General features: G+C 62.8%; 23 protein-coding genes. 18 read left to right on the top strand and 5 right to left on the bottom strand.

Features of this window, described 5'->3' with window-relative positions:
* Positions 1–69: 69 nt before the first annotated feature.
* The 4 genes from FJ934_RS09235 to FJ934_RS09220 all read left to right on the top strand — a co-directional run bounded on the left by FJ934_RS09235 (position 70) and on the right by FJ934_RS09220 (position 6,477).
* Complete coding sequence (locus FJ934_RS09235) at positions 70–1,728, top strand: ABC transporter substrate-binding protein (protein ID WP_140608963.1); 1,659 nt, start codon at positions 70–72, stop codon at positions 1,726–1,728.
* A 149-nt stretch (positions 1,729–1,877) separates the two neighbouring features.
* On the top strand, positions 1,878–2,912 hold the full coding sequence (locus FJ934_RS09230) for an ABC transporter permease (RefSeq protein ID WP_140608961.1): 1,035 nt from the start codon (positions 1,878–1,880) through the stop codon (positions 2,910–2,912).
* 11 nt (positions 2,913–2,923) lie between these two features.
* Positions 2,924–4,081 carry an ABC transporter permease gene (locus FJ934_RS09225; RefSeq protein WP_140608959.1) on the top strand — a complete coding sequence of 386 codons (1,158 nt, stop codon included), beginning with the start codon at positions 2,924–2,926 and terminating at the stop codon, positions 4,079–4,081.
* Between the two features lie 50 nt (positions 4,082–4,131).
* Positions 4,132–6,477 (top strand): ABC transporter ATP-binding protein, encoded by a 2,346-nt coding sequence (locus tag FJ934_RS09220; protein ID WP_140608957.1) that lies wholly within the window; start codon positions 4,132–4,134, stop codon positions 6,475–6,477.
* A gap of 107 nt (positions 6,478–6,584) precedes the next feature.
* Here FJ934_RS09220 and FJ934_RS09215 read toward each other — a convergent pair whose 3' ends face one another.
* Positions 6,585–7,175, bottom strand: a complete 591-nt coding sequence (locus FJ934_RS09215) for a transglycosylase SLT domain-containing protein (RefSeq protein WP_140608955.1) — start codon at positions 7,173–7,175, stop codon at positions 6,585–6,587.
* A gap of 217 nt (positions 7,176–7,392) precedes the next feature.
* On the opposite strand from FJ934_RS09215, the gene FJ934_RS09210 reads away from it, so the two are divergent.
* Together FJ934_RS09210 and FJ934_RS09200 are read left to right on the top strand one after the other, a co-directional pair.
* Entirely contained in the window at positions 7,393–8,931 is a 1,539-nt protein-coding gene (locus FJ934_RS09210; protein WP_140608953.1) for a trimethylamine methyltransferase family protein, read from the top strand.
* Positions 8,932–9,158: 227 nt separating this feature from the next.
* Positions 9,159–11,585: an FAD-dependent oxidoreductase gene (locus tag FJ934_RS09200; protein WP_140608949.1), complete on the top strand. Its 2,427-nt coding sequence runs from the start codon at positions 9,159–9,161 to the stop codon at positions 11,583–11,585.
* A gap of 22 nt (positions 11,586–11,607) precedes the next feature.
* Here FJ934_RS09200 and FJ934_RS09195 read toward each other — a convergent pair whose 3' ends face one another.
* The gene (locus tag FJ934_RS09195) at positions 11,608–12,000 is read right to left on the bottom strand and encodes a DoxX family protein (RefSeq protein ID WP_140608947.1); all 393 of its coding nucleotides are present in this window, start codon (positions 11,998–12,000) and stop codon (positions 11,608–11,610) included.
* A gap of 222 nt (positions 12,001–12,222) precedes the next feature.
* On the opposite strand from FJ934_RS09195, the gene FJ934_RS09190 reads away from it, so the two are divergent.
* The gene (locus FJ934_RS09190; protein WP_140608944.1) at positions 12,223–12,711 is read left to right on the top strand and encodes a hypothetical protein; all 489 of its coding nucleotides are present in this window, start codon (positions 12,223–12,225) and stop codon (positions 12,709–12,711) included.
* Between the two features lie 75 nt (positions 12,712–12,786).
* Here FJ934_RS09190 and FJ934_RS09185 read toward each other — a convergent pair whose 3' ends face one another.
* On the bottom strand, positions 12,787–13,563 hold the full coding sequence (locus FJ934_RS09185) for a VOC family protein (protein WP_140608942.1): 777 nt from the start codon (positions 13,561–13,563) through the stop codon (positions 12,787–12,789).
* Between the two features lie 271 nt (positions 13,564–13,834).
* Here FJ934_RS09185 and FJ934_RS09180 point away from each other — a divergent pair, with 271 nt between their 5' ends.
* From FJ934_RS09180 to FJ934_RS09160, 5 genes are all read left to right on the top strand, one after another.
* Positions 13,835–15,199 carry an NAD(P)-dependent oxidoreductase gene (locus FJ934_RS09180; protein WP_140608940.1) on the top strand — a complete coding sequence of 455 codons (1,365 nt, stop codon included), beginning with the start codon at positions 13,835–13,837 and terminating at the stop codon, positions 15,197–15,199.
* A 2-nt stretch (positions 15,200–15,201) separates the two neighbouring features.
* The gene (gene preA, locus FJ934_RS09175; RefSeq protein ID WP_140608938.1) at positions 15,202–16,515 is read left to right on the top strand and encodes an NAD-dependent dihydropyrimidine dehydrogenase subunit PreA; all 1,314 of its coding nucleotides are present in this window, start codon (positions 15,202–15,204) and stop codon (positions 16,513–16,515) included.
* A gap of 445 nt (positions 16,516–16,960) precedes the next feature.
* On the top strand, positions 16,961–17,479 hold the full coding sequence (locus FJ934_RS09170; RefSeq protein ID WP_140609128.1) for an Rrf2 family transcriptional regulator: 519 nt from the start codon (positions 16,961–16,963) through the stop codon (positions 17,477–17,479).
* A 28-nt stretch (positions 17,480–17,507) separates the two neighbouring features.
* A complete protein-coding gene (locus FJ934_RS09165) occupies positions 17,508–17,966 on the top strand; it encodes a carboxymuconolactone decarboxylase family protein (RefSeq protein WP_140608936.1) in 459 nt (152 codons plus the stop codon).
* A gap of 397 nt (positions 17,967–18,363) precedes the next feature.
* A complete protein-coding gene (locus FJ934_RS09160) occupies positions 18,364–18,645 on the top strand; it encodes a DUF3592 domain-containing protein (RefSeq protein WP_140608934.1) in 282 nt (93 codons plus the stop codon).
* Between the two features lie 320 nt (positions 18,646–18,965).
* Here FJ934_RS09160 and FJ934_RS09155 read toward each other — a convergent pair whose 3' ends face one another.
* Positions 18,966–19,601, bottom strand: a complete 636-nt coding sequence (locus tag FJ934_RS09155) for a TetR family transcriptional regulator C-terminal domain-containing protein (RefSeq protein WP_027051045.1) — start codon at positions 19,599–19,601, stop codon at positions 18,966–18,968.
* Between the two features lie 227 nt (positions 19,602–19,828).
* Between FJ934_RS09155 and FJ934_RS09150 the strand changes: the two genes are divergently transcribed.
* From FJ934_RS09150 to FJ934_RS09130, 5 genes are all read left to right on the top strand, one after another.
* Entirely contained in the window at positions 19,829–21,157 is a 1,329-nt protein-coding gene (locus FJ934_RS09150) for an aspartate aminotransferase family protein (RefSeq protein ID WP_140608932.1), read from the top strand.
* Positions 21,158–21,269: 112 nt separating this feature from the next.
* Positions 21,270–21,824, top strand: a complete 555-nt coding sequence (locus FJ934_RS09145) for an endonuclease domain-containing protein (protein ID WP_348642482.1) — start codon at positions 21,270–21,272, stop codon at positions 21,822–21,824.
* Positions 21,710–22,960 (top strand): Zn-dependent hydrolase, encoded by a 1,251-nt coding sequence (locus FJ934_RS09140; protein ID WP_140608930.1) that lies wholly within the window; start codon positions 21,710–21,712, stop codon positions 22,958–22,960. The genes FJ934_RS09145 and FJ934_RS09140 overlap by 115 nt, the downstream gene beginning before the upstream one ends.
* A gap of 63 nt (positions 22,961–23,023) precedes the next feature.
* Complete coding sequence (hydA, locus tag FJ934_RS09135; RefSeq protein WP_140608928.1) at positions 23,024–24,475, top strand: dihydropyrimidinase; 1,452 nt, start codon at positions 23,024–23,026, stop codon at positions 24,473–24,475.
* A gap of 1 nt (position 24,476) precedes the next feature.
* A complete protein-coding gene (locus FJ934_RS09130) occupies positions 24,477–24,674 on the top strand; it encodes a hypothetical protein (protein WP_140608926.1) in 198 nt (65 codons plus the stop codon).
* Positions 24,675–24,901: 227 nt separating this feature from the next.
* On the opposite strand, the gene FJ934_RS09120 is transcribed toward FJ934_RS09130, so the two are convergent.
* Complete coding sequence (locus FJ934_RS09120; protein ID WP_140608924.1) at positions 24,902–25,306, bottom strand: cupin domain-containing protein; 405 nt, start codon at positions 25,304–25,306, stop codon at positions 24,902–24,904.
* 124 nt (positions 25,307–25,430) lie between these two features.
* On the opposite strand from FJ934_RS09120, the gene FJ934_RS09115 reads away from it, so the two are divergent.
* Positions 25,431–26,222: an ABC transporter ATP-binding protein gene (locus tag FJ934_RS09115; protein ID WP_140608922.1), complete on the top strand. Its 792-nt coding sequence runs from the start codon at positions 25,431–25,433 to the stop codon at positions 26,220–26,222.
* Positions 26,223–26,432 lie beyond the last annotated feature (210 nt).

The following is a 26,432-nucleotide window of genomic DNA, read 5'->3' as shown; positions in this document are numbered from 1 at the left end:
TGCCGTCTTTGACATCACGGCCCGGATGCGGAATGTTAATCGGCGGAAAGCCAACAATGGGAGTTAGTGATGACAATCTACAAGAGTAATGGCGACAGCGTTCCGGATCACATCCTGGCCATGGCCGAAGAAGCCAAGGCGGGAACGGTGGATCGGCGCGAATTCCTGGCGCTCGCCAGCATCTTCGGCGCTTCGACCGCCATGGCCTACGGCCTGCTCGGCCTTGCCGCGCCGACACCGGCCAAGGCCGAGGACGTGCAGGGCAAGAAGGGCGGCGTGATCAAGGTCGCCATGTCCGTCAAGGATCCCAAGGATCCGCGCACGGCCGACTGGTCTGAAATCGCCAATGCCGAACGCCAGGCGCTCGAGCCCCTGGTGAAGTACACCCACCAGTACACGTTCGCGCCATATCTGCTGGCAAGCTGGGACATCAACGACGACGCCACCGAGTACACGCTGCATGTGCGGCCTGGTGTCGAGTGGAACAATGGCGACAAGTTCACCGCCGACGACGTCATCTACAATTTCACCCGCTGGGCCGACAAGGCCGCGGAAGGCAATTCGATGCCGGGCCGCCTCGGCAGCCTCGTCGACGAGAAGACCAAGAAGCTGAGCGAAGGATCGATCGTCAAGGTCGACGACATGACCGTCAAGCTCAAGCTCAGCAAGCCCGACATCGCCCTTATCGCCAACCTGACCGACTATCCGGCACTCGTTGTGCACAAGACCTTCGATGCGAAGGGCGCCAACTTCAAGAACTGCCCGATCGGCACCGGCCCATTCGAGCTCGTGTCCTACGATGTCGGCCAGAAGGTGGTCTACAAGCGCCGCGAGACCGGCAAGTGGTGGCAGGGCGAAGTCTTCCTCGACGGCGTCGAGTTCATCGACTACGGCACCGATCCGGCCGCGACGGTTTCGGCGTTTGAGTCGGGCGAAGTGCAGACCAACCACGAGACGACCGCCGACTACGTCAAGATTATCGAAGGTGTCGGCGCCCCGGTTTCGGAAGTGGTGACGGCGGCGACCGTGGTGTCGCGCTTCAACGTCAACGCCAAGCCCTATGGCGACCAGAAGGTGCGTCAGGCGATGTGCCTGGCAGTCGACAATTCAGTGGTGCTGCAACTCGGCTACGGCAATGCCGGCACGCCGGCTGAAAACCACCATGTGGCGCCGATCCATCCGGAATATGTCAAGCTGCCGGAGATCAAGCGCGATATGGCCAAGGCCAAGCAGATGCTGACGGAAGCCGGGGTGATCGATTTCGAGCACGAGCTGATCAGCAATGACGAGGACTACCACAAGAACACCACCGACGCGATCGCGGCTCAGCTGCGCGAAGCCGGCATCAAGGTGAAGCGCACCGTGCTGCCGAGCTCGACCTTCTGGAACGACTGGACGAAATACCCGTTCTCGGAAACCAACTGGAACATGCGCCCGCTGGGTATCCAGGTCATCGCCATCGCCTACCGCTCTGGCGAAGCCTGGAACGAGACGGCCTATGCCAATCCGGATTTCGACAAGAAGGTGGGCGAGGCGCTTGGCATCGCCGATGCAGAAAAGCGCAAGGTGGTGATGAAGGACATCGAGCAGACGCTGCAGGAATCCGGCATCATCATCCAGCCGTACTGGCGCAAGCTCTACATCAACATCAAGCCCGAGGTGAAGAACCACTCGATGCACCCCACCTACGAGCACGATTTCGGCAAGGTCTGGCTCGATAAGGCGTGACCCGCAGCTTGAGGAATACGAGGGCATTTGAGCCCTCGTATTCGCAGGACCGTCGCCGTTGCATTGGATGCAGCGGCGGCGCCACGTCACAGGGTTTTCGACACAGGGTTGACCAGATCTGACCCCAACCCGGCCGGCAGGGGGGCACAATGTTCTCATTCATCATCAGGCGCATCGGCACGATTCTGCTCACGATGCTGTGCCTGACGCTGGTCGTCTTCTTCCTCGTCAATCTCGAACCCAATCTGAAGAAGCTGGCGATCAGCCAGACGGAAATGCACACCTCGGCCGAGCAGCTCGAAAGCTGGCTGGTCAATCATGGCTACCGCCAGAACTTCTTCGTGCGCTACGGCCAGTGGCTGGGCGTCGTGCCCAAGCAGCCGATCACTGATTCGGCGACCGGAAAGACCACGCAGCGTTTCTCCTTCTGCAACGATCCGGCCGTGCCGACATTCTCCGGCGTGATCGAGGGCGATTTCGGTTGCTCGACCAAGTTCAAGACCACAGTGGCGGCCAAGCTGTTCCCGGCGCTCGGCGCCACCGGCATTCTGATGCTGTGCGTGCTGGGGGTGATGGTGCCGGTCTCGCTGCTGGTCGGCATCCTTGCCGGCATGCGGGAGGGGTCACGCACCGATCGCGTGCTGTCGGTCGCCTCGATCGCCTCGACGGCGACGCCTGAATATGTGTCTGGCGTCATCTTCACCGTCATCTTTGCCTCCTGGCTCGGCTGGCTGAACGGGTCGGCGGCGTCAGCGAGCCAGGGCATCACCTTCTATAACTTCACGCTCCCGGTGATCACGCTCGCCATCTATGGCATCGGCTACATCGCCCGCATGACGCGCGCCTCGATGGTCGAGGTCATGACGCAGCAATATATCCGCACCGCGCGCTTGAAGGGCCTTTCCTTCCGCGGCGTGGTGGTCAAGCACGCGCTGCGCAACGCACTCATCGCGCCCTTCACCGTCATCATGCTGCAGTTCCCCTGGCTGCTCACCGGCGTCGTCATCGTCGAGGTGATGTTCCGCTACCAGGGCTTCGGCTACACGCTGGTCGAGGCGGCCGGCAACAACGACATCGATCTTCTGCTCGGCTGCTCGCTGGTCTCGGTGTTCATCGTCCTGATCACGCAGCTCATTTCCGACGTCGGCTACGCGTTCCTTAATCCGCGCATCCGGGTTCAGTAGGGAGAAGGCGCATGCAAGCCCAATACATCAGCGGCTCCGCCATCATCCTCGAAGTGCTCTGGCGCTTCTGGCCGGTGTGGGTCGCGCTCGCCATCGTCATGGGCGCCAGCTTCCTCTACAAGAAGAAGCTGGCGCTCTACGGCCAGCTGTTCGACAGCGGCGTCGGCATAGCGGGCGTCTTTATCTGCCTGTTCTGGCTGTTCACCGCGATCTTCGCCTCGACCATCTCGCCTTTCGATCCGCTCGGCCAGATCCCGATCATGAAGGACACGCTGCCCGGCGCCATCGAACCACAATCGGGGCTCGTCTATCTGTTCGGCGGCGACAAGCTGGCGCGCGACGTCTTTTCGCGCATGGTCTATGGCAGCCAGATCGTGCTGATCATCGCGCCCGCGGCGACCGGTTTCGCGCTCATGGTCGGCATCACGCTCGGCCTGCCGGCCGGCTATTACGGCGGCAAGATCGATTCGATCCTGTCGTTCCTGGCCAACCTCGTGCTAGCCTTCCCGGTGATCCTGCTGTTCTACCTGCTGGTGACGCCGGGCATCATGGATACGCCGATCCCGTATGCTTTGGCCGGCGTCTTCTTCCTGTTCCCGATCATCTTCTTCTGCGTGCTGTTCTGGACCCGCTTCAAGAACCGGCCGGACCGGATCTACATCCTGCTCGGGCTGACACTCATCGTCGGCGGCTGGATTTATATCGGCCTTGTCTTCGACAGGGATCCGCTGAAGATCGTCCATATCGATCCCAACCAGCTCAACATCTTCGTGGCGGTGGTGTTCGCCTCCAGTCCCGGCGTGTTCCGCATCGTGCGCGGCCTGACCATGGACATCAAGACGCGCGACTATGTGGCGGCGGCGCAGACGCGCGGTGAATCGCCCTGGTACATCATGCTTTGGGAGATCCTGCCCAATGCGCGCGGACCGCTGATCGTCGACGCCTGCCTGCGCATCGGCTACACTACCATCCTGCTCGGCACTCTGGGCTATTTCGGCCTGGGTCTCGCGCCCGAGAGCCCGGACTGGGGCACGGCGATCAAGGATGCCAGCCGGCTGCTGCGCTCCTTCATCCACCCGGCGCTGCCGCCGACGATCGCGCTGATGTCGTTCGTGCTGGGGCTGAACCTGCTCGCGGACTCGCTGCGCGAGCAATCGATGAAGGATTGAAGGCGGGGTCCCGGATCCCGCTTGGCTAAGAACAAGGATTGGAGCGACCCATGAACGAGGCAGTTCGAAATCCGGCCAAGCCGACCAATGGGCCGACCAATGAGCCGATCATCGAGATCGAAAACCTGTCGATCTCCTTCTTCACCCGCAAGGGCGAGATCCCGGCCGTGATGGACTTTTCCTGCACGGTCATGCCCGGCGAGGCGATGGGCATCGTGGGCGAATCCGGCTGCGGCAAGTCGACCGTGTCGCTCGGCATCATGCGCGACCTTTCCAACATCGGGAAGATCGTCGGCGGCAAGATCAAGTTCCAGGGCAAGGACATGGGCGAGCTCTCCGAGGACGAACTGCGTTCGATCCGCGGCAACAAGATCGCCATGATCTACCAGGAGCCGATGGCCAGCCTCAATCCGGCGATGAAGATCGGCCAGCAACTGATGGAAGTGCCGTTGATCCACGACAAGGTGTCGAAGGAAGAGGCCCATAAGCGCGCACTCGAAATGGTGCGCTCGGTCAAACTTCCCGACCCTGAGCGCATGATGCGCTCCTATCCGCACCAGCTGTCAGGCGGCCAGCAGCAACGCATCGTCATCGCCATGGCGCTGCTGTCGAAGCCGGCGCTGCTCCTCCTCGACGAGCCGACCACGGCGCTCGACGTGACGGTGGAGGCGGGCATCGTCGAACTGGTCAAGGGGCTAGGCGAGAAGTTCGGCACCTCGATGATCTTCGTATCGCACAATCTCGGCCTCATCCTCGAGACCTGCGACCGCATCACGGTGATGTATTCGGGCGAGGCGGTCGAGACCGGCAAGATCAAGGACGTGTTCGACCGGATGCGCCATCCCTACACGCAGGGGCTGTTCCGCTCGATCCCGCTGCCAGGCGCGGACAAGAACTCGCGGCCGCTGATCTCGATCCCCGGCCAGTTGCCGCTGCCGCATGAGCGGCCGAAGGGCTGCAATTTCGGCCCGCGCTGCCACCATTTCGTCGAGGGCGTCTGCAATGCCGCCGAAATCCCGATGGTCGAGGTCGCGGGACATGAAGGCCATTTCTCGCGCTGCGTGCGCTTCAACGAGATCGACTGGGAGGCGCTGCCGCCCGGTGCCAAGAAGGTCAACGAAAAGGTCGTGCCCGGCGCCCCGGTGCTCAAGATCGAGGATCTCAGGAAATACTACAAGGTTGGCGGCAGCGAGGTGTTCGGCTCGAGCGAAGGCCGCGTCGTCAAGGCCAACGAGACGATCTCGTTCACGGCGCGTGAATCCGAAACGGTCGCCATTGTCGGCGAATCCGGCTGCGGAAAATCGACGCTGGCCAAGGTGCTGCTCGGGCTCGAAACGGCGAGCTCCGGCATCGTCACGCTCGCCAACAAGGAAATCCAGTCGACCGGCATCGAGAACCGCAGCGTCGACACCGTGTCGTCGATCCAGATGGTGTTCCAGAATCCGTTCGACACGCTGAATCCCAGTCATTCGGTGGGGGCGCAGATCATCCGGACGCTGGAGAAATTCAAGGTCGGCAAGACGGTCGCCGACCGGCGCAAGCGCATGCTGGAACTGCTCGACCTGGTGAAGCTGCCGCGCGCCTTCGAGACGCGCAAGCCGCGCCAGCTTTCGGGCGGGCAGAAGCAGCGCATCGGCGTGGCGCGCGCCTTTGCCGGCGACGCCAAGGTGGTGGTCGCGGACGAGCCTGTGTCGGCGCTCGACGTGTCGGTGCAGGCGGCCGTGACCGAGCTGCTGATGGACATCCAGCGCAAGAACAAGACGACGATGCTGTTCATCAGCCACGACCTGTCCGTCGTGCGCTACATCGCCGACCGCGTCGTCGTCATGTATCTCGGCTACATAGTCGAGCAGGGCACGACCGATCAGATCTTCGCGCCGCCTTACCACCCCTATACCGAGGCGCTGCTGTCGGCGATCCCGATCGCGGACACCAGCGTGATCAAGAAGCACATCGTGCTCGAAGGCGACATCCCGTCGGCGATGAATCCGCCATCCGGCTGTCCGTTCCAGACACGCTGCGGCTACAAGAAGCTGGTGCCGGACAATTTGTGCGAGACCAAGGTGCCGCCGGTCAAGAACCTCGGCGATGGCCATATGAGCCTGTGCTGGCTCTCCGACGACGTGCTTTCGACGATGGAGCCGGTGATCAAGTTCGACAAGGACCATGCCGCCCAGGAGGGTGTGCCGGACGACGCGCCGCATGGCGCCGGCCCCGGCTTTGCCGGTACCCAGCCCAGCCGGCCGCATGGCAAGACGGGAAGTTTGGAGGCTGACCAAATCGGAGGGGCCGTCGAGGAAAACGAGGCTGTCATCCGAGCCCGTCGCCACGAAGTCCGCGACGAGGTTTCGGAAACCGGGGTTTCAAAGCCTGACGATACGACAAGGCGGCATTAGGCTCGAGCGGTTCAGCGTTTGGTGGAATCGTTGACCCGCTTTAGAGTTTGTAATTGCGGACGGGAAAACCGCCGCGCACTTTTGCTGGAATTGCTCCTGGCAGCGCGTCAGCTGCCGCACTGCCTCAGCTGTTCGGCATAGTCGCGGGCCATCTTGTCGGTGGCCCGGGCGTAGCTCTGCACCCCGGCGTCGCCACGGTTGCCGCGACCGTAGGCGGTCCAGCCGAGATAGTAGGCGAGGTAAAGGTTGTAGGTGTCGTTGCGGGCGACGCCGTAGCTATCGGCTGTTTTGGAGTGGTACCAGCCGACGAAGTCGACGGCATCGGCGAATTTGGTCCGCCGCGCCGCCCAATTGCCGGTTTCGTTCTGATATTGCGACCAGGTGCCGTCCAGCGCCTGCGAGAAGCCGGTGGCTGACGAGACGTGCTTCCATGGAATGAAGCCGAGCAGCTTGGTGCGCGGCGGCCTTGCGTTGCTCTTGAAGCCGGATTCCTTGCGCACCGTCGCCATCAGCACAGGGACCGGCACGTCGTATTTCTGCGAGGTGCGCTCGGCGGCCGACTGCCAATTGTCGAACCAGCCGTCATTCTGGTCGAATACGGCGCAGACATTGTTGATGTGGCTGGGCGCGGTCGCGCAGGCCGAAAGTGCCAGCAACACGCCAATCGCTACAATTTTACTAAAACTCGACCTACGCATTGGATGAGCAATAGGCCGAAATCATAAAGGGAATCTTGCTGCCGCCATTAACGCATCGCCAGCGCGGGCGCTTCAGAAAATGCGATATCGTTATTTCGACGTGGGTTGCCGCTCTTTATAAAGTGGCGTCATGGAAATGCCGCCGTCGCTAAAATCGCGTCTGCAAATGGCGTATTCCTGACAGACCGGCCGGTCGGCCACGGCTTTGATGTCGGGCATGAACGAACCAAGACGCAAGCGCGGCGCCGAGCGCACCAGCAACAGGGGGCCAGCGCCCATCCCGCAACTGCCGCCCCGGCGGGTGACAAATCCCTATCCGCCGATGGCGATGCTGTCCGCCGACCAGATCGAGGCAATCCACCAGGCGTCGATGCACGTCCTGGAGAATTTCGGCATCGAGGTGATGAGCCCGCGGGCGCTGTCGCTGTTCGAGAAGGCCGGCGCCAAGGTCGACCACGCAACGGCCAATGTCCGCATCGATCGCGGCATGGTCGACGAGGCGCTGAAGACGACGCGGTCCAGCTATCGCCTAACGCCGCGCAATCCGGCCAACGCCGTCCACCTGGGCGGCAACACCATCAATTTCACGCTTGTTGCCGGGCCGCCCAATGTGCACGACATGGAGCGTGGCCGGCGCGCGGGCAATCTGCGCGACTATGCCGACCTCACCCGGCTGGCGCAGCATTTCAACTGCGTCCACATGCTCGGCAACCAGGTCTGCGCGCCGGTCGAGCTGCCGGCCAATTCACGCCATCTCGATACCTACTTCACCAATCTGACGCTGACCGACAAGAGCTTTCATGTCTCGGCGATCGGTCGGGGCAGGGCGCTGGACGGCATCGAGATGATGGCGATCGCGCGCGGGCTGACGCTGGACCAGATGCGTGACGATCCGGGCATCGCCACCATCATCTCGGTCAACTCGCCGCGCCGCTTCGACGAGATGATGGCCGAGGGGCTGATGACGATGGCCGAGTACGGCCAGTCTGTGGCGGTGACGCCATTCACGCTGATGGGGGCGATGAGCCCGGTGACGCTGGCCGGCGCGCTGGCGCAGCAGAATGCCGAGGCGCTGTTCGGCGTCATGCTGACGCAATTGGTACGGCCGGGCGCGCCGGTGATGTACGGCGCCTTCACCTCCAATGTCGACATGAAGTCCGGCGCGCCGGCATTCGGCACGCCTGAGAACACCAAGGCCAATATTGCGTCGGGACAATTGGCGCGGCGCTATGGCCTGCCGTACCGTACCACGCCGGGCTCGGCCTCCAACGCCGCCGATGCGCAAGGCGCTTACGAAACGCTGATGGCGCTGTGGGGCGCGGTGCTCGGCCACGGCAATCTCGTCTACCATGCAGCAGGCTGGCAGGAGGGCGGGCTGACGGCGTCCTTCGAAAAGTTCATCATCGATGTCGAGATGATCCAGCACATGATGGAGTTCCTGCGCCCGATCGTGGTCGACGAGGCCGAGCTTGCCGTCGAGGCGCTGGGGGCAGTGCCGACCGGCGGCCATTTCTTCGGCGAGCCGCATACGCTGGAGCGCTATGCCACCGCCTTTTACCAGCCGATGCTGTCCAACTGGCAGAACTACGAGGCCTGGCAGGAGGCCGGCGGGCTTGACGCGACCGCGCGCGCGACGCGGCTGTGGAAGAAGGCGCTAGAGGATTATGTCGAGCCGGCGATGGATATCGCCGTGCGCGAGGCGCTGGAGGCGTATGTGGCGAAGCGGCGCGAGGCTATCGGGCAGGGTGAGCCGTGATGGTTTTCAAAGGTCGGCGCTGCCCCTCACCCTTACCCTCTCCCCGTGAAGAACGGGGAGAGGGGGGCGCTAATGTCGCAGCTTCTCCCTTCTCCCCGTCCCTATACGGGGAGAAGGTGCCGGCAGGCGGATGAGGGGCAGCGCCAACCTTTTGGAATCCCAAATAGATCCCTCCCATCCCGAATCCGCTCATCCATCCAACTCACTGAACTAACGAGAAAAAATCCATGAAATCGCATGCAAAGGTCGTGGTCATTGGCGGCGGTGTCGTCGGGTGTTCCGTGCTGTTCCATCTCGCCCGCCACGGCTGGACCGACGTCGTGCTTCTGGAACGCGACGAACTGACCTCCGGCTCGACCTGGCACGCGGCGGGCGGCATGCACACGATCAATGGCGACCCCAACGTCGCCAAGCTGCAGAAATACACCATCAACCTCTACAAGGAGATCGAGGAACTCTCCGGCCAGGCGACCGGGGTGCATCTGACAGGCGGCGTGCTGCTCGCCGCGACCGAGGCGCGGCTGGACTGGCTGCGCGGTGTCGTCGCCAAGGGCCGTTATCTCGGCATCGACCTCGAGGAAATCTCGGCGAAAGAGGCGGCCGAATTGATGCCGCTGCTCGACCCCAAGCAGTTCGTCGGAGCGGTCCGTAACAAGGAGGACGGCCATCTCGACCCTTCGGGCGTGACGCACGCCTATGCCAAGGCCGCGCGCAAGCTCGGCGCCGAGGTCGAGCGCTTCACCAAGGTCGAGGACATCGTGCGGCGGCCCGACGGGATGTGGCGCGTCATCACCAACAGGGGCGAGGTGGTGGCCGAGCATGTCGTCAATGCCGGCGGTCTGTGGGCACGCGAAGTCGGCCGGATGGTCGGGCTCGAACTGCCGGTTCTGGCCATGGAGCACATGTACCTGATCACCGAGGACATGCCGGAGGTTGCCGACTGGAACGCCAAGACAGGCACCGAGATCATCCACGCGGTCGATTTCGACGGTGAGCTGTATCTGCGCCAGGAGCGCGGCGGCATGCTGATGGGGACCTATGAGAAGGCCAACAAGCCATGGTCCGAATACCAGACGCCGTGGAATTTCGGCCATGAATTGCTGGCGCCGGACATCGACCGCATCGCACCGTCGCTGGAGGTCGGCTTCCGGCATTTCCCGGCCTTCCAGAACACGGGCATCAAGCAGATCATCAACGGGCCCTTCACTTTCGCGCCCGACGGCAACCCGCTGGTCGGGCCGGTGCGCGGCCTGCCGGGCTTTTGGGTCGCCTGCGGTGTGATGGCGGGCTTCAGCCAGGGCGGTGGCGTTGGCCTGGCGCTGTCGAACTGGATGATCGAGGGCGATCCCGGCGCCGATATCTGGGCGATGGACGTGGCGCGCTACGGCGACTGGGCGACGATGGCCTACACCAACGCCAAGGTGCGCGAGAACTATTCCAGGCGCTTCTCGATCCGCTTCCCCAATGAGGAATTGCCGGCCGGGCGGCCGCTGAAGACAACTCCGGTCTACGACCTGTTGTCGGCCAGGGGCGCGCAATGGGGCGTTGCCTACGGGCTGGAAGTGCCGCTCTGGTATGCCCCCGAGGGCATCAAGGACGAGTTCTCATGGCGCCGTTCGAGCGATTTCGCCCATGTCGCCAGCGAAGCCGCAACGGTGCGCAATGATGTCGGCCTGTCGGAAATTTCGAGCTTCGCCAAATACAAGGTGACGGGCGAGGGGGCGGCGGCCTGGCTCGACCGGATGCTTGCCTGCAAACTGTCGAAGCCCGGCCGCATGACGCTGGCGCCGATGCTGAAGGACGACGGCAGACTGATCGGCGATTTCACGCTGGCCAATCTCGGAGCCGATGGCTGGTTCCTCGCCGGCTCCGGCATCGCCGAGGAATACCACTTGCGCTGGTTCGAGGCGCATCTGCCGAAGGACGGTTCGGTGCGCATCGAAGCGCTGGGAACGAAACTCACCGGCCTTGCGATCGCCGGGCCGAAGGCGCGGCAGGTGCTGACCAAGGTCAGCCGCGCCGATGTCTCGAACGCGGCGTTTCCGTTCATGGCGGTGGCGAAAATGGATATCGGCATGGCGCCGTGCCTGGTTGGCCGGGTCAGCTACACCGGCGATCTCGGCTACGAGATCTGGGTGGCGCCGGAATATCAGCGTGCGGCGTTCCAGGCGCTGATGGCGGCCGGCGCGGAATTCGGCATCGGCCTGTTCGGCTCGCGTGCGCTCAACGCACTGCGGCTGGAGAAGAACTACGGCTCGTGGGGACGCGAATACAGGCCGATCTACGGGCCGCTGGAGGCCGGGCTCGACCGCTTCGTTGCCTATGGGAAGGAGGCCGATTTCATTGGCAAGGCGGCGGCACTCGCCGAGCGCAAGCAGGGCGGCAAGCTGCGCCTGCGCACTTTCATCGTCGAGGCCGACGATGCCGATGTCATCGGCGACGAGCCGATCTGGTTCGGCGGCGCGGTGCGCGGCTGGGTGACGTCGGGCGGCTACGCGCATCATTCCAAAAAATCCGTCGCGGTAGGCTATGTGCCGAAGGAGATCGCCGACGAGAGCGACGGCTTCGAAATCGAGTTGCTGGGCAAGCGGCATGCGGCGCGCATCCAGGCCACGCCACTGTTCGATGCGAATTTCGAACGGATGCGGGGGTGAGGTTCACCCCCGCACGGGAGCATCATGCGTTGCGTTGGTTGTCGAGCGCGAAGGCTCCGGCGCCGGCAAAGACGAGATAAAGGAAGATGAAGCAGAACGAGACCGCCGCGTCGCCGCTGTTGTTGACCGGGAAGAAGTCGCGCGGCATGTGCGCCGAGAAATAGGCGATTGCCATTTCGCCGGCCAGGAGGAACGCAACCGGACGGGTGAACAGGCCAAGCGCGAGCAGGATGCCGCCGGCGAATTCAAGGATGCCGGCAGTCGTGGTCAGCCCGGTGAGGGCGTGGGCTTGGGCGCTTGCCGGGAAGTTGAACAGCTTCTGGCTGCCATGTTCGATGAACTGCAGCGCGGTCATGATGCGCAGCACGCCGAGCGCCTGCGGCTGGTATCTGGCAAGACCTTCGAAAAGCTTCATCTAGAACTCCGTTTTGTCCCTCCCGGCCCGGCCATAAAGCATCCCCGAAAGCCGGACCATTCACAACGTTCGCACCGGTATCAATTGTCGGTGAGGAGGGCATCATTGGGCAGCGAAAGAAGGCGAAGCGAACCGATTGGTTGCACTGGTCATCTTGCATCGTGGCGCTATAGTTGGCGCAAATCTCTCCCGATCCGCCATTTGGTCCTATGGAGTCCCGCCATGAAGTCACTCGTTCTTGGTTTTGCAGCCATGCTGGCGGCGACGACCGCCGTCATGGCCGAGGACGCGGGGTGTGAGGCCTTCAAATGGCCGGTGACGCGCGAACAGGCGCTGTTTCCCGCGGCGCCAGCAACGCCGTCGGGGGCAACGCTGGCGGTCGGTGCGGCAGCGGATCTCGCACTGGTGCCGGTCGAGAAGGCCGGCTTCGCGATGCGGCCCGAGCATGCGCCAGCGCCGGGCACGTTTGGCGCCGTTGCGAGTGTGGCCGTGCCGCCCGAAGGGAGCATCCAGATAAGCCTGTCGGGCGAGGCCTGGATCGATGTCATCCAGGATGGCAAGGCCGTGAGATCGGCCGATTACAGCGGCGTCAAGACTTGCCCGGGTATCCGCAAGAGCGTGCGCTTCAAGCTTGCTGCCGGCCAGGCCACCCTCCAGTTCAGCGGTGCGAAGAAAGCTGATCTCAAGGTCGCCGTGCTGGCGCCGGAATAACGGGCGCCAGCCGGGATCGCCGTTCGTCGGCGACGTCATGAATGGCCGCCTGTCGTGCGAGCCGTCGCAGTTCCCTTAACGTCCCGGCGCCATCAGCGCGAAATGGGCGCCTTGCGGATCCTGGCACTGCACGATCCAGCTGCCGCCGGGGACCTCCATCGGCCCCATCAGGACCTTGCCGCCATTGTCGGTCACGCGTTTGGCCGCCGCGTCGATGGCTGTCACGTTGAAATAGAACTGCCAGACCGGCACCGGGATCTGCTCCGGCTTGTTCATGATGCCGCCGCCGGATTCGGGGCCGGCCGTGAAGGTCTGATAGATGCCCATCGGCCCCATGTCGAAATCCCCGGCATTGGCCCAGCCGAACTGGCCGGAATAGAAATCGAATGCGGCCTTCCAATCCGACGTGTAGAGCTCGTGCCAGCCGATATGACCGGGCGTCGCGGCCGGCAGGACGGGTTGGTCCGGGCCGTTCGGCTGCAGGAACATGAAGGTCGCGCCTTGCGGATCGGCGACGACGGCGAAGCGGCCGACGCCTGGAATGTCGTCGGGCTGGCGATGAACGGTACCGCCGGCTTTCTGCAGCGATGCCGTGGCGGCATCGACGTCCCTGGTATGGATATAACCCAGCCAGGCGGGCGGCATGCCCATCTTGGCCGCGTCCTCGGGTATCGTCATCAGGCCGCCGACGCCTCGCTCGCCGACATTCATGACGATGTAGCGCGGCATGCCGGGAGCTTTGTCAAAGGGCTGCGCCGTCCAGCCGATAACCTTGGTGTAGAATGCCTCGGCGGCGTCGAGGTCCGTGGTCATCAGCTCGTACCAGAAGAAGGGCATTGGGGATTTCGGCATTGTCGGTCTCCTCACCTTTGTCGTCGATCATGTTTCGATCCATCATAGGACGATCTTCGAGACGGAAATCCGACAACTTTGCGCAAAGATAGGCCGTTGAGTAAGGTGTTTCGTCCGCGATGCTACGGATCGCCCGATTTCAGCCGATAACATGAGTAAAGAAGTCATGTTATTATCGAAGTTTTTCAGCGACTTACCCAGAAAATTGACCAATTGATAAAAAAATAAAACGTGCTAGCCTTTCCCAAAACGAAAACATGGGGAACTGAAAATGCCAGAAGGCCAGTTCAAGGAAGGCATTGCCGGCGGACGGCTTGCGGCCGAGCAGTATGCCGACAACTTTTCCGACCTGCATCCGCCGCTCGATCACCACGAGGCGCTGGTCGAATCCGACCGCTGCTATTTCTGCTACGACGCGCCGTGCATGAATGCATGCCCGACCTCGATCGACATCCCGCTGTTCATCCGCCAAATCTCGACCGGCAACCCGATCGGGTCGGCCAAGACCATCTTCGACCAGAACATTCTTGGCGGCATGTGCGCCCGCGTCTGCCCGACCGAGACGCTGTGCGAGGAGGTATGCGTTCGCGAAGTGGCGGAAGGCAAGCCGGTGCAGATCGGCCGGCTGCAGCGCTATGCCACCGATATCGCGATGAGCGAGAACAAGCAGTTTTATCCGCGCACAGCGGCGACGGGGAAGACGGTCGCCGTGGTCGGCGCCGGCCCAGCCGGTCTAGCCGCCGCGCACCGGCTCGCCCGCCATGGCCATGACGTGACCATCCTGGAGGCGCGCCCGAAAGCCGGCGGCCTCAACGAATACGGCATCGCCGCCTACAAGAGCGTCGACAATTTCGCCCAGGCCGAGGTCGACTACGTCACCGCGATCGGCGGCATCGACATCCAGAACGGCAAGGCGCTGGGCCGCGATTACCAGCTCTCCGACCTGATCCGCAATTATGACGCGGTGTTCCTCGGCATGGGGCTTGGCGGCGTCAACGCGCTGCGCGCCGATGGCGAGGATGCCTCCGGCGTCACCAATGCGGTGGAGTTCATCGCCGAACTGCGGCAGGCTAGCGATCTCTCGGGCCTGCCGGTTGGTCGCCGCGTTGTCGTCATCGGCGGCGGCATGACAGCGATCGACGCCGCCGTGCAATCGAAGCTGCTTGGCGCGGAAGAGGTGACCATCTGCTACCGGCGCGGCCAGGAGCACATGAACGCCTCCGAATTCGAACAGGATCTGGCGGCCGCGAACGGCGTCACCATCCGCCACTGGTTGCAGCCGAAGCGGGTTGTCGCTGACGGCGGCAAGGTGTCGGCAATCGAACTCGAATACACCGCGCTCAAGGGCGACAGGCTCGTCGGCACCGGCGAGACGCTGACGCTCGTCGCCGACCAGGTGTTCAAGGCCATCGGCCAGAGCTTTGTCCCGGCCGCCCTCAACGGCAGCGGAGAATTGATCGAACTCGAAGCCGGCCGCATCAAGGTCGATGCGGAAGGGCGCACCTCGCTCGCCAAGGTCTGGGCCGGCGGCGACTGTATTTTTGGTGGTGACGACCTGACCGTCTCGGCGGTGGCGCAAGGGCGCGATGCGGCGGAGTCCATCCACCGGGCACTGACCTTTAACGGGAGGGCGTGAGCATGGCAGACATCCGCAACACTTTCATCGGCATCAAATCGCCCAATCCGTTCTGGCTGGCCTCGGCGCCGCCGACGGACAAGGCCTATAATGTCATCCGCGCCTTCAAGGCCGGCTGGGGCGGTGTCGTCTGGAAGACGCTGGGCGAGGAAGGTCCGCCCGTCGTCAACGTCAACGGCCCGCGCTACGGCGCGATCTGGGGTGCGGACCGCCGTCTGCTCGGCCTCAACAATATCGAACTGATCACCGACCGCGATTTGCAGACCAATCTTCGCGAGATGAAGCAGGTCAAGATGGACTGGCCCGACCGGGCATTGATCGCCTCGATCATGGTGCCTTGCCTCGAGGAAAGCTGGAAGGCCATCCTGCCTCTGGTCGAGGAGACCGGCGCCGACGGCATCGAGCTCAATTTCGGTTGCCCGCACGGCATGTCGGAGCGCGGCATGGGCGCGGCCGTCGGCCAGGTGCCGGAATATATCGAAATGGTGGTGCGCTGGTGCAAGCAGTACACGCGCATGCCCGTCATCACCAAGCTGACGCCCAACATCACCGACATCCGTAAGCCGGCGCGGGCAGCACATGCCGGCGGCACCGACGCGGTGTCGCTGATCAACACCATCAATTCGATCACCGGTGTCGACCTCGACAATTTCGCGCCGATGCCGACCATCGACGGCAAGGGTTCGCATGGCGGCTATTGCGGTCCGGCGGTTAAGCCGATCGCCATGAACATGGTGGCCGAAATCGCGCGCGATCCCGAAACACGCGGCCTGCCGATCTCGGGCATCGGCGGCATCACCACCTGGCGCGATGCGGCCGAATTCATGGCGCTCGGCGCCGGCAATGTGCAGGTCTGCACGGCGGCGATGACCTACGGTTTCAAGATCGTCCAGGAGATGATCGCCGGTCTCGAAAACTGGATAGACGAGAAGGGTCACCGCACGCTCGACGATGTCATCGGCCGCGCCACGCCCAACGTCACCGACTGGCAGTATCTCAACCTCAACTATGTCGCCAAGGCGCATATCGACCAGGATGCCTGCATCAAATGCGGCCGCTGCCACATCGCCTGCGAGGATACCTCGCACCAGGCGATCACCAGCATGGTCAATGGCGTCAGGCATTTCGAGGTGATCGAGGCCGAATGCGTCGGCTGCAATCTGTGCGTCAATGTCTGCCCGGTCGACAACTGCATCACCATGGAGCCGCTGGCAGCAGGCGCGATGGATGAGCGGACGGGCAAGCCGGTGTCGCCAGTCTACGCCAACTGGACCACACACCCGAACAACCCGATGGCCAAGGTGGCAGCGGAGTAGCGGCTGGTCGTAACGTCGGTTGAGTTCAGTCGCCCCCGTGTTTTGAACGGGGCGATTTTCGTAATGCTTCAATTTGTGGGTTGGCGCTGCCCCCTCATTGTCCTGCCGGACGTTCGTCGTTCGAAAAGCCAAGCAATTGGCTTTTCGTCCGCTGCGCGGACCACTTCTCAACTCCCCGTATAGAGACGGGGAGAAAGGGCTGGCCGCGACGCCGGCTCCTCTTCCTCAAAGTCGGAGATTGGCGAAAGCTCTCACGACAGCACCCCTCTCCCCGTCTCTATACGGGGAGAGGATGCCGGCAGGCAGGTGAGGGGCAGCGCCAGCGCCGAATTGGAGTGGCGTCTGGGCTCGAAAACAGGTCCTTTCTCCGAGACGCTACCTACCGGCTTATTGCAGATAAGAAATATCCATGATAAAATATATCCATGAAAAGGAGATCGGCTTCATGAAGCTTGGCGAGGGCGTTGAAGCGGCCATTCACTGCGCGGCTACGCTGGCGAGCGTCGAAGGCAACAGCACCATTCCAGGCGCCGCGCTGGCAGAATCCTTTGGCCTTTCACCGAGTTATCTCCTGAAGCATCTCAACATGCTGACTTCATCCGGCATCCTGGAATCGGTGCCGGGGCCAACCGGCGGCTACCGGCTGGCGCGGCCGGCTGAACGCATCACCCTGCTTGATATCGTGCTGGCGGTCGAAGGGCGCGAGCCGGCTTTCCGCTGCGGCGAAATCCGCCGCAATGGTCCGGTCAAGCTGGATGCCTCGGCCTATGTCAAACCCTGCGGCATCAACGCCGCGATGCTGAAGGCGGAGAGGGCCTATCGGGCCGCGCTTGCCGAGACCAAGCTGTCCGACGTCGTGGCCAATTTCGCCGAGGAAGGCGATCCCCGGTCGATTGCAGCGAGCTGCGCTTTCGTTGAGCGCCACCAGCGGCCGCAGAAATCCGGTTCCATCAAGCAAATCTAAAACCCAATCGATGTGAAAGGACAACACGATGAAACCGAGGATACAGTTCTTCGCCAAGGCGCCGGAGGTCATGAAGGCGGTGATGGCGCTCAACAAGGCGGTCGACGAATGCGGGTTGGAGGTGAGCCTGCTGCACCTGATCAAGCTCAGGGCCTCGCAGATCAATGGCTGCTCGTTCTGCGTCGAGATGCACAGCCGCGAGGCTCGCCGTGACGGCGAGACCGAGCCGCGGCTCTATCTGGTCTCGGCCTGGAAGGAATCGCCACTGTTTTCCGAGCGCGAACGCGCGGCTTTGGCCTGGACCGAGGCGGTGACGCTGATCGCCAACAATGGTGTTTCGGACGAACTCTATGCCAGGACGCTCGAGTATTTCTCGGAAGAGGAACTGGTCAAGCTGTCGGTCGCGCTCGGCATGATCAACACCTGGAACAGGCTTTGCATTCCGTTCCACGCCATTCATCCGATGCCGGCCGCCAAGGCGGCCTGATTGCCCGATTGCCCAGGAGCGCCGCAAAAGCGTCGGCGCTCCAGCTGTTTGAAGGAAGCGGTCGATGCAGCCGATTTCCGGAGGACTATCAAGGCCCTGACACCGGGCAGCACATAAACGGCTTCAGTGTCACGCTGAGCGGGCCTGACGCTTCATAGGCAGTACTTCCGAGCGGGCCGGGGAACTCGGCGCAATCGACGCCGCCCCGTGTTAATCGCTCCGTCGCGATTATCCTGTATGAAAATCGCGGGTTCACGAGTGGAGCGGGCATGGAGCAAGGCTGGACCGCATTCTGGGCACGCATTTCGGAGGTCTTCCATCAGGCGCTGTTTCCGTTCCGCGTGATCGCGGAAGCCGTTGGCTGGCGTCCAAGCGACTTACAGATCTGGTGCTTCCTGTGCGGCGCCTTCTTCCTGGCGCCATCGGCGTGCAGACCTATGGCGGTTTTGTCCTCAAGCGGCGCGGCATCTTTGCCACCGGCAAGGTGGTGGATATCGATAAGTCTGGCGAATATTCGGACAACCCGATCATAGAATTCGCCGATCGCTCCGGACGAACCTGGCGTTTCGAATCCTATCTGCCGGTTAATGGCAGGACACGGTCTATCGGTGCCGCGGTCGACGTCATCTACGATCCTCTGCACCCTAAGCGAGCCGGGAGATGGGCCGCCCCATCATGAAAGCGGTCCACCTCGCGGTCGGCTACGCAATCGTCGCCGGGCTGCTGCTGTTCGCCTTCTGGCCCGGCCTGATCTCCTACTGATCCCGCCGCAGTCACGCAGCCTATCCGTCAAAGGACGACCAGGATCCTCTCGGCCTCCTTCCCACTTTGATCATAGCACTGAACAAACACACAGGAACCACGGGTCTCCGCGTCCGCTTCGCTCCTTGCTCCGCCCGTGGATGACGAAATGATGGGTGCCTCGGCCAATCCTTACGGTCGGTAACAACCAAATCACCGGTAAGTTGGCCCTATCCGTTAAGCCCTTTTCCCGAGACCCTAGCCCTTCGGCTTCAGCCCATCGAGGAACAATTGCTCGAGGAAGCGCGCCGCGTCCTCGAAGCGGCCGTCGCCGCCGCGGTTCGGCCCCAGTACGGCGCGGACCTGAACGTCGAAATCGGCATAGTGCTGCGTGGTCGCCCAGATCGAGAAGATCAGGTGCCAAGGGTCGGTCCGGGCGATCTTGCCGGCACGCATCCAGCCTTTGATGACGGCGGCCTTCTCGTCGACCAATGTCTTCAACTCGCCGGCCAAGAGCGGCATGATGCGCGGCGCGCCCTGCAGGATCTCGTTGGCGAACAGCCGGCTTTCGCGGGGAAAATCGCGCGCCATTTCGAGCTTGCGCCTGATGTAGCTGCGCAATTCGGTCATGGGATCGCCGATGTCGTCGAGTTCCCGGAGCGGCGCCAGCCAGGTGTCGAGCAGGCGCTGCATCAAAGTCTCGTGAATGTCTTCCTTGCGGCGGAAATAATAGAGCAGGTTGGGCTTCGACATGCCGGCGGCTTCGGCGATCTGGTCGATGGTCGAGCCGCGGAAGCCGTTGGTGGAGAACACCTCGAGCGCCGCCTCCAGGATCAGTTCGCGCTTTTCCTGCTGAATGCGGGTGCGGCGTGGGGCTTCCGTGCCGGTGTTCACCGTTGCGGACCCCCGTGTTGACGTCTATCTGGACCAATTCTCTGGACCAGTTTTTCCCCAGCCTGTGGAACGCACTTCAGGAGCCGCATTTCCGCTAGTAATCCCTTGACCGCCGACAGGGCGGTGCTAACGTTTGTCCAATCGGTCAAAAATTTGCGTAGCATGAAAGCGCGGCAAAGACCAAGCGTTGGACGCACCGAAACAGGTTACAAGGGGAAGTCTTGGTCATGTCCAACCGGCTGAAAGTCACGCCGAACGATCTCAGCGCATTCTGGATGCCGTTCACGGCAAACCGGCAGTTCAAGCAGGCGCCACGCATGTTCGTGTCCGCCAAGGATATGCATTACACGACCAGCGATGGCCGCAAGGTGCTGGACGGCACCGCCGGCCTCTGGTGTGTCAATGCCGGCCACTGCCGTCCGAAGATCACCGAGGCGATCCAGCACCAGGCCGCCGAGCTCGACTACGCGCCGGCCTTCCAGATGGGCCATCCGATCGTGTTCGAACTGGCGAACCGCCTGGTCGACATCGCGCCCAAGGGCATGGACCATGTGTTCTTCACCAATTCCGGTTCGGAATCCGTCGAGACGGCGCTGAAGATGGCGATCGCCTATCACCGCGTGAAGGGCGAGGGCTCGCGCACCCGTCTGATCGGCCGCGAGCGCGGTTATCATGGCGTCAATTTCGGCGGCATCTCGGTCGGCGGCATCGTCAGCAATCGCAAGATGTTCGGCACGTTGCTTGGCGGCGTCGACCACATGCCGCATACGCACCTGCCCGAGAAGAACGCCTTCTCCAAGGGCGTGCCGGAATATGGCGCGGAACTCGCCAACGAGCTGGAGCGCATCGTCACCCTGCATGACGCCTCGACCATCGCCGCCGTCATCGTCGAGCCGGTCGCTGGTTCCACCGGCGTCATCCTGCCGCCCAAGGGCTATCTGCAGAAGCTTCGCGAAATTTGTACCAAGCACGGCATCCTGTTGATCTTCGACGAGGTCATCACCGGTTTCGGCCGTCTCGGGGCGCCGTTCGGCGCCGATTATTTCGGCGTCACGCCCGATATCATGACCACCGCCAAGGGTGTCTCCAACGGCGTCATCCCGATGGGCGCGGTGTTCGTGAAGAAGGAAATCCACGACGCCTTCATGACCGGCCCCGAGCACATGATCGAGTTCTTCCACGGCTACACCTATTCGGGCAATCCGGTTGCTTGCGCCGCCGCACTCGGCACGCTCGACACCTACAAGGAAGAAGGCCTGCTGACCCGTGGCGAGGAACTGGCTCCCTATTGGGAGGACGCGCTGCATTCGCTGAAGGGCGAGCCGCATGTCATCGACATCAGGAACATCGGCCTGATCGGCGCCGTCGAACTGGCGCCGATCGCCGGCCAGCCGACCAAGCGTGCCTTCTCGGCCTTCGTCAAGGCGTTCGAACGCGGCGCGCTGATCCGCACCACCGGCGACATCATCGCGCTGTCGCCGCCGCTGATCATCACCAAGGGCCAGATCAATGAACTGATCGACCATGTGCGTGAAGTGCTGAGGTCTATCGATTGAAGAACTGGGCGCGGATATCCCTCCCCCTCGAGGGGAGGGTGGCCGCGAAGCGGCCGGGTGGGGTCAGCGCGGCAGTGCGCCGACCTGATTTTTTGCAGCGAGGCGGCCACTGATGCCCCGTACCCGCGTGAGCTTCGAAATGCGCCAGAAGGCGCGCGCGCTTCGAGTTCACGCGACCACGGGTGAATCTCTCCTTTGGTATGAGTTGCGTGAGCTGAAATCGGCAGGCATCAAATTCCGGCGTCAGTGCCCGTTTGGGCCTTACATCGTTCACTTTGCCTGCCTTTCCGTGAAGCTGATCGTTGAAGTCGACGGTGATCTTCACGAGTACGAGAAGGGCAAACGGCACGATGCTGTCCGTGACGCCTATCTGCATTCGCTCGGGTTTGACGTCTTTCACGTCGACGAGCCTGATGTCATAAACAGCGCTTGGCATGTCGCGCAGGTGGTCAAGGAAAAGGTCGAGCGCATGAGCGGCGACCCCACCCGACCGCTTCGCGGCCACCCTCCCCTCGAGGGGAGGGGGACGCCGCGCAATCGATGGGGTTTTGAATGGCCGCACCCGGCGAGAATCTGCGAATCAATTCAGACCGTTTGTGGGATTCGATCATGGAGATGGCGAAGATCGGCCCCGGCATTGCCGGCGGCAACAATCGCCAGACCGTGACCGACGAGGACGGCGAGGGCCGGCATCTGTTCAAGCGCTGGTGCGATGCAGCCGGGCTCGAAATGGGTGTTGACGAAATGGGCACCATGTTCGCCCGCCGCGAAGGCACCGATCCCAGCCTGCCGCCCGTCTATGTCGGCAGCCATCTCGACACGCAGCCGACCGGCGGCAAGTATGACGGCGTGCTCGGCGTTCTCGGTGGGCTCGAGGTCGTGCGCTCGCTCAACGACCTCGGCATCAAGACCAAGCATCCGATCGTCGTCACCAACTGGACCAACGAGGAAGGCGCGCGCTTCGCACCGGCGATGATGGCGTCGGGCGTGTTCGCCGGCGTGCTCGAACAGGCCGACGTCTACGAGCACACGGACAAGAACGGCAAAAAATTCGGCGAGGAACTGGAGCGCATCGGCTGGAAGGGCACCGAGAAGGTCGGCGACCGCAAGATTCACGCCTTCTTCGAACTGCATATCGAACAGGGCCCGATCCTCGAGGACGAAGGCATCGACATCGGCGTCGTCACCCACGGCCAGGGCCTGAAATGGCTGCAGGTGACGCTGACCGGCAAGGAAGCGCATACCGGCTCGACGCCGATGCCCAAGCGCCGCAATGCCGGGCTCGGCATGGCGCGGGTCATCGAACTGGTGCACGAGATCGCCATGGACTACCAGCCCGACGCCGTCGGCGCTGTCGGCCACATGGAAGTCTTCCCCAACTCGCGCAACATCATTGCCGGGCGCACCGTCTTCACCATCGACATCCGCTCGCCGGAGAAGGAAGTGCTCGACGCCATGGACGGTCGCATCCGCGAAGGCATCGACACGATCTGCGACGCGCTCGACATCCAATACAAGATCGAGCAGGTCGGCGCTTTCGATCCCGTAACCTTCGACAAGGGCTGCGTCAAGGCGATCCGCGACGCCGCCGAGCGCCTCGGCTACACGCACCGCAACATCGTCTCCGGCGCCGGCCACGACGCCTGCTGGATCAACCGCGTCGCGCCCACCGCCATGGTGATGTGCCCTTGCGTCGACGGGCTCAGCCACAACGAGGCCGAGGAAATCACCAAGGAATGGGCCGCCGCCGGCGCCGACGTGCTGTTCCACGCGGTGGTGGAAACGGCGGTCATCGTGGAGTGAGCTTAGAGATTACCTTTCAAACGCAGCTCATTAAGAAGCGCGAAGAGAAACAAGGGAACAAAAATGACCAAAGTCATCCGAAACGGCACCATCGTCACCGCTGACCGCACGTGGAAGGCCGATGTGCTGATGCAGCATGGCAAGATCGTTGCCATCGGCTCGGAACTGCATGGCGACCATGAGTTCGACGCCACCGGCTGCTATGTGATGCCCGGCGGCATCGATCCGCACACCCATCTGGAAATGCCGTTCATGGGCACCTATTCGGCCGATGATTTCGAATCAGGCACGCGTGCGGCCCTCGCCGGCGGCACCACGATGGTGGTCGATTTCTGCCTGCCGGCGCCGCAGCAGTCGCTGCTCGAAGCCTTGCAGATGTGGGACAACAAGACCTCCAAGGCCTCCTGCGATTACTCCTTCCACATGGCGATCACCTGGTGGGGCAAGCAGGTGTTCGACGAGATGGCTGACGTCGTCGACAAGGGCATCACTTCGTTCAAGCACTTCATGGCCTACAAGGGCGCGCTGATGGTCGACGATGACGAGATGTATGCCTCGTTCCAGCGCTGCGCCGACCTTGGCGCGCTGCCGCTGGTGCATGCCGAGAATGGCGATGTGGTTGCGGCCCTGTCGCAGAAGCTGCTCGCCGCCGGCAATAACGGCCCGGAAGGTCACGCCTATTCGCGTCCGCCGGAAGTAGAGGGCGAAGCCACAAATCGCGCAATCATGATCGCCGACATGGCGGGCGTGCCGCTCTATGTCGTGCACGTCTCCTGCGAGCAGAGCCACGAGGCGATCCGCCGCGCCCGCCAGAAGGGCATGCGTGTGTTCGGCGAGCCGCTGATCCAGCATCTGACGCTGGATGAGAGCGAGTATTTCGACAAGGATTGGGACCATGCGGCGCGCCGCGTAATGAGCCCGCCGTTCCGCAACAAGCTGCACCAGGATTCGCTGTGGGCCGGCCTGCAGGCGGGCTCGCTGCAGGTGGTGGCGACCGACCATTGCGCCTTCACCACCAAGCAGAAGCGCTTTGGAGTCGGCGATTTCACCAAGATCCCCAACGGCACCGGCGGGCTCGAGGATCGCATGCCGGTGCTATGGACCAAGGGCGTCAACACCGGGCGGCTGACAATGAACGAGTTCGTCGCCGTGACCTCGACCAACATCGCCAAGATCCTCAACATGTATCCGAAGAAGGGCGCCATCGTCGAAGGCGCCGATGCCGACATCATCGTCTGGGATCCGAAGCGCAAGAAGACGATTTCTTCGAAGAAGCAGCAGTCGGTCATCGACTACAACGTGTTCGAAGGCGTCGAGGTCACAGGGTTGCCGCGCTTCGTCTTCTCGCGCGGCGAACTGTCGATCGAGGAGGCGGAGGTCAAGGCCCGGCCCGGCCACGGCCAATTCGTCGGCCGCGAGCCGAACGCCGCGGTCAACCGCGCACTGTCGACATGGAAAGAGATCACAGCGCCGCGCAAGGTCGAACGCACAGGCATTCCGGCGACCGGGGTTTGAGGTGAGGCACGCGAAGCTTCGTCTTACCGGCGTTCTCGTCCTGGCTGGCGGCCACGCTTCAGCGGCCGGCATCGACCTGTCCAAACCCTATGGCGACAAATATGGCTGTATCAACAGGAACGGCCAGGAGGTGGCCAGGCGGCTCGTTGTCGTCGACGAGGACGGCAATGTGATGGGCGAAGTCTCCCGGTGCCGATGATCGCCGAAATCGGCGCCGCCCCTCATCGCCCTGCCGGGCACTTCTCCCCGTATAGGGACGGGGAGAAGGACGCCGTCGCCAAGGATTTCGCCAATTTCCAGAGAGATCGCCGAGGCTGCGCTGAGATCCCTTCTCCCCGTCCCTATACGGGGAGAAGGTGCCGGCAGGCGGATGAGGGGCAGCACCGGCCTGAAGCGATTGCGCGGCCTCCACGCCTTGTCCCGGTGTCACGCAACCAGCGCATCCAGCTCCGGCAGCAGGACCACGCTTTCCTGTTCGTTGGGGTCGGTGCGGGCAATGACGGCCGAAGAGGGAGCGTTGCTCAGATTGGCCGGCAGATGCGGCACACCGGCCGGGATGTAGAAGAGATCGCCGGCCTTGACGACGATGTGATGCTCGAGCCGGTCGCCATACCAGGTGTGGACCTCGCCGGAGAGCACGTAGATCGCGGTTTCATGGTTCTCGTGCAGATGCGCCTTGGCGCGCGCGCCGGGCGGCATGGTGAGGACGTGCATGCAGATGCCGGAGGAGCCGACCGATTCCGCGGCAATGCCGGCGAAATAGGTCAATCCCTGCTTGCCTTCATAAGTGCTTTCAGGGCGGATAAGATGGCATATCGGTTTGGGCGACATCGGGAAAACTCCGGGCGTCAATCGAGTGGGACAAATTCAATGGGACTGGGCGAGTGGAAAACAACATCGCGATAAAAGCAATCGGAATCCCGCCGCAGGGACGGGACAAGGCAGGCACCCACCGATGACAGGGATTTCGCCAGCCGTCGTCGCGGCAAGCAAACTTGGCCTCACTTTCCAGACCAATGACGGGCCGGTGCAGGCGCTGTCCAATGTCGATCTCACCATCGGCAAGGGTGAGTTCGTCTCTTTCATCGGCCCGTCGGGTTGCGGCAAGACCACCCTGCTGCGCGTCATTGCCGACCTGGAGAAGCCGACGTCCGGGACGATATCGGTCAACGGCATGACGGCAGAACAGGCGCGCGAGAAGCGCGCCTACGGGTATGTCTTCCAGGCCGCCGCACTGTTTCCGTGGCGCACCATCGAGCGCAATGTCGCGCTGCCGCTGGAGATCATGGGGCTGTCCAGGGCGGAGCAGGTGGAACGGATCAAGCGCACGCTCGATCTCGTCAACCTTTCGGGCTTCGAGAAGAAATATCCCTGGCAGCTTTCCGGCGGCATGCAGCAGCGCGCCTCGATCGCCCGTGCGCTGGCCTTTGACGCCGACGTGCTGTTGATGGACGAACCGTTCGGCGCGCTGGACGAGATCGTTCGCGACCATCTCAACGAGCAGTTGCTGCAATTGTGGGGGCGGACGAACAAGACCATCTGCTTCGTCACCCACTCCATTCCGGAGGCCGTGTATCTGTCGACGCGCATCGTCGTCATGTCGCCGCGCCCGGGCCGCGTCAGCGACATCATCGAATCGACGCTGCCGAGGAAGCGCCCACTCGACATCCGCGAGAGCCCGGAGTTTTTGGCAATCGCGGCGCGGGTGCGCGACGGCTTGAGGGCAGGGCACAGCTATGATGATTGAGGGTCATGGCAAGCGAGCGGCCAAGAGCGCCTTCGTCATCCTAGGGCGGAGCAGGCGCGAAGCCGCCTGCGTGACGCGAGCCGTCCATGGCGATTTCGTCATCCTAGGGCGGAGCAAGGAGCGAAGCGACGCGGCGCAGACCCTAGGATCCATGCCGTGACGTCGATCGAGGGGTGTGAGCGGTCGAAAATGTTCGCCTTCCGAGGCGCG

The organism is Mesorhizobium sp. B2-4-12 (assembly GCF_006441575.1).
Taxonomy (GTDB): Bacteria; Pseudomonadota; Alphaproteobacteria; order Rhizobiales; family Rhizobiaceae; genus Mesorhizobium.
Note: the sequence above shows the minus strand (reverse complement) of the source record. Positions and strands in the feature narration are given on the sequence as shown.

Bases quoted from the DNA above. Each gene is read 5' to 3' on its own strand.
- FJ934_RS09235 (WP_140608963.1), top strand. From the start codon at position 70: ATGACAATCTACAAGAGTAATGGCGACAGCGTTCCGGATCACATCCTG.
- FJ934_RS09230 (WP_140608961.1), top strand. From the start codon at position 1,878: ATGTTCTCATTCATCATCAGGCGCATCGGCACGATTCTGCTCACGATG.
- FJ934_RS09225 (WP_140608959.1), top strand. From the start codon at position 2,924: ATGCAAGCCCAATACATCAGCGGCTCCGCCATCATCCTCGAAGTGCTC.
- FJ934_RS09220 (WP_140608957.1), top strand. From the start codon at position 4,132: ATGAACGAGGCAGTTCGAAATCCGGCCAAGCCGACCAATGGGCCGACC.
- FJ934_RS09215 (WP_140608955.1), bottom strand. From the start codon at position 7,175: ATGCGTAGGTCGAGTTTTAGTAAAATTGTAGCGATTGGCGTGTTGCTG.
- FJ934_RS09210 (WP_140608953.1), top strand. From the start codon at position 7,393: ATGAACGAACCAAGACGCAAGCGCGGCGCCGAGCGCACCAGCAACAGG.
- FJ934_RS09200 (WP_140608949.1), top strand. From the start codon at position 9,159: ATGAAATCGCATGCAAAGGTCGTGGTCATTGGCGGCGGTGTCGTCGGG.
- FJ934_RS09195 (WP_140608947.1), bottom strand. From the start codon at position 12,000: ATGAAGCTTTTCGAAGGTCTTGCCAGATACCAGCCGCAGGCGCTCGGC.
- FJ934_RS09190 (WP_140608944.1), top strand. From the start codon at position 12,223: ATGAAGTCACTCGTTCTTGGTTTTGCAGCCATGCTGGCGGCGACGACC.
- FJ934_RS09185 (WP_140608942.1), bottom strand. From the start codon at position 13,563: ATGCCGAAATCCCCAATGCCCTTCTTCTGGTACGAGCTGATGACCACG.
- FJ934_RS09180 (WP_140608940.1), top strand. From the start codon at position 13,835: ATGCCAGAAGGCCAGTTCAAGGAAGGCATTGCCGGCGGACGGCTTGCG.
- preA (WP_140608938.1), top strand. From the start codon at position 15,202: ATGGCAGACATCCGCAACACTTTCATCGGCATCAAATCGCCCAATCCG.
- FJ934_RS09170 (WP_140609128.1), top strand. From the start codon at position 16,961: ATGAAGCTTGGCGAGGGCGTTGAAGCGGCCATTCACTGCGCGGCTACG.
- FJ934_RS09165 (WP_140608936.1), top strand. From the start codon at position 17,508: ATGAAACCGAGGATACAGTTCTTCGCCAAGGCGCCGGAGGTCATGAAG.
- FJ934_RS09150 (WP_140608932.1), top strand. From the start codon at position 19,829: ATGTCCAACCGGCTGAAAGTCACGCCGAACGATCTCAGCGCATTCTGG.
- FJ934_RS09145 (WP_348642482.1), top strand. From the start codon at position 21,270: ATGCCCCGTACCCGCGTGAGCTTCGAAATGCGCCAGAAGGCGCGCGCG.
- FJ934_RS09140 (WP_140608930.1), top strand. From the start codon at position 21,710: ATGGCCGCACCCGGCGAGAATCTGCGAATCAATTCAGACCGTTTGTGG.
- hydA (WP_140608928.1), top strand. From the start codon at position 23,024: ATGACCAAAGTCATCCGAAACGGCACCATCGTCACCGCTGACCGCACG.
- FJ934_RS09120 (WP_140608924.1), bottom strand. From the start codon at position 25,306: ATGTCGCCCAAACCGATATGCCATCTTATCCGCCCTGAAAGCACTTAT.
- FJ934_RS09115 (WP_140608922.1), top strand. From the start codon at position 25,431: ATGACAGGGATTTCGCCAGCCGTCGTCGCGGCAAGCAAACTTGGCCTC.